The 2418-nt window shown below is 60.2% G+C and carries 2 protein-coding genes; one reads left to right on the top strand and one right to left on the bottom strand.

Going from position 1 to position 2418, the window contains the following annotated elements:
* Nucleotides 1-84: 84 nt before the first annotated feature.
* Nucleotides 85-384 carry a ferredoxin gene (locus tag NW852_RS00660; RefSeq protein ID WP_414360687.1) on the bottom strand — a complete coding sequence of 100 codons (300 nt, stop codon included), beginning with the start codon at nt 382-384 and terminating at the stop codon, nt 85-87.
* Between the two features lie 436 nt (nt 385-820).
* Between NW852_RS00660 and NW852_RS00655 the strand changes: the two genes are divergently transcribed.
* On the top strand, nt 821-2418 hold a 1598-nt coding region (locus tag NW852_RS00655), incomplete at its 3' end, for a hypothetical protein (RefSeq protein WP_414426386.1).

The following is a 2418-nucleotide window of genomic DNA, read 5'->3' as shown; positions in this document are numbered from 1 at the left end:
AAAAGCTCAACAGAGGATAAGAAAACCCTACTCCCCTCTCCCTGAGGGAGAGGGGATGGAGGTGAGGGATCGGGGGTGAGGGCCTCAGTACAGCGCCTCTTCTTGATGGGTGATGATGGTGCAGTCAGAAGTGGGGTAGGCCACGCAGGTCAACACATAGCCCTGCGCAATCTGATCGTCATCCAGGAAGGATTGATCGCTTTGATCCACCGTGCCGCTCACCAGCTTGCCGGCACAGGTCGAACAGGCCCCGGCGCGGCAGGAATAGGGCAGCTCGATCCCTTGCTCCTCCGCCACATCCAGAATGTACTCGTCGTCCGGCACATCGATGGTAACGTCCAAGCCCCGCTCTTCGTTGATCAACCGAACTTTGTAGACAGCCATCCTGCTTGGGTCTCCAGAAAAAACGTCCACTCCTCATCCTGCCACCCTTCTGCCCCGGATCAAGCACCCTTTTGCCAGGAAATAGGCAAATCTTCTGGTTTTTGGGGGGCAAAGCGTCAACCCCCCGCCCCCCAGACCGCGCTGTATCCCCCTGGATCCCAACTTTTCTTGAAAAAAGGGCAAGACTTGTCAACCTGGGCAGATCTGCCTGTATGATTTACGGAGTAACCAGAGCAAGCGCTGACACAAGCGCGTATGCCTCTCCCACCCGAACGGCAAGCCCCTAGCCTCATTAGTTGCTTTGGGCCGGTCAATCGGGTAAGTTAAGGGAAGTGTTCAGCCGAACCCTACTTTTTTGGTTAAGAGGAGAAAAATGAACGGAACAATCCAGAAGTGGCTGCTAAAGTCACTGGGTTCTTTGACTCTAGCGTCTGCCGTGGTTCTTGTGCCTGTGATCCTGGCGGGCTGTAGCGACGAAGATAGTTCTGGCCCGGTAGTGCCCGTGCCGCCCCCACCGCCGCCGGCTCCTCCGGCTCCGCCGGCCCCGCCGCCAACTCCCACACCAAGCCCCCGTCCCTCGGGAACCGTTAACGTCACTCCTGAGAGCAACATCAGCCAGATCATTGCTTCCTCTGACCCGGCTCAGCCTCTTACCATCGTTCTCCAGCCGGGTGTTTACCGCCAGAACATTGTCATCAACCGCAGCAACGTTACGGTGCGCGGTGCAACCGCCGTTGTGGGCGATGCCACCGTGGTGGGTGCAGCTACTGGTGCTCCCGTGCAAGTGACCAACAATGCCAGCGGCGTTGTCCTGGAGAACTTCAGCATTCTCAACACCCGCTCTTTGGAACCCATTGAGTACGGCATCAATGCCGAAGGCGCCACCGAAGTCACCGTTACCGGCGTCGATATTGTTCTCTTGCCAACGGTAACCACTCCGGCTTCTCGCGGGGTAGGCATTGGCTTTGGCTCAGCGGCTGCCGCCACCACCTCCAAAAACCTGACAGTAACTCGTTCTAACCTGTTTGTGGCTGGCGCGGGCAGCTCGGCAGGCATCCGCATTGCCGGCGACAACGCGGGCATCAACCTGCGGGTGGAGACCAACAACATCTTCTTGGGCTACGAATCTGTCCCCGACATCCCAACTCAACTGATCAACCTTGCGGCCCAAGATGTGGGTGCCGGCTCTGCCGCCATCTTCATCGAGCCGGCAGTGACGGGGCTGAGCTTGACTTTTGCCGGCAACACCATTACCCCAAGAACAGCGACGGCCAACGTCTACGCCGTTCGTGACGACCGCGGCAGCGGCTTGAGCGCGGCTGAGCGGCGGGCCATTGTGGCGGCAGGCAGCGGCCTTGCTTTCAACAGCAACACCAGCAACGTCTATCTCTCCCTCACCCGCGCCATTGCCGAGGCGGCCGGCCCCAACCCGACGGTGACGGCAGGCCCGGGTTCCTTCACGGCAGAAGGTGAGATTGTGATCCCTGCCGACAAGCCGGGCCTGACGCTGAACTCCCTCGACGGCACGAGCACGCTGCGCAACGTCAAGATCTTGGCCAACGATGCTACCCTAGGTGGAACAGAAGGCAATGGCTTCCGCATTACGGGCACCCGCGGATCGGATCCGGATGCAGGCGGCCCGGCGGCGGACTACCAGGTGGGCATTGGTGAGTGCGACCTAGCCAACCAAGGGGCGCGCAACGTAGAAGTTTCCTTCAACGACTTCGCACGGCCCACGCAGGCCGACACCTACGTCTCTGTCCAAGTCTGCGACTTCTCGCAGGCCGATATCTACAAGAACCTGCTGCGCGGCTACACGGTTGCCGGCGTGCACGTGGTGTCGGCAGAGCCTGCCACGGTCACCATCCGCGAGAACCGCTTCGAGGCTTCCATCAACAGCCCCGTCTTCATCGCCGACATTGTGGATCGGCAGACCCAGGCTTCGGGCAACCTCTCGCCCTTTGCCAAGGCCTCGGTGACGGGCAACGTCTTCAACCAACCGCCCCAAGGCACGGGAGCCATCTACGCTCGTCC

Origin of the sequence: Synechococcus sp. H60.1 (assembly GCF_047462335.1) — a bacterium.
In the GTDB taxonomy this organism is placed as follows: domain Bacteria; phylum Cyanobacteriota; class Cyanobacteriia; order Thermostichales; family Thermostichaceae; genus Thermostichus.
Note: the sequence above shows the minus strand (reverse complement) of the source record. Positions and strands in the feature narration are given on the sequence as shown.

What these genes read in the sequence shown, in the direction of transcription:
- NW852_RS00660 (WP_414360687.1), bottom strand. Translation starts at nt 384, where the DNA reads ATGGCTGTCTACAAAGTTCGGTTGATCAACGAAGAGCGGGGCTTGGAC.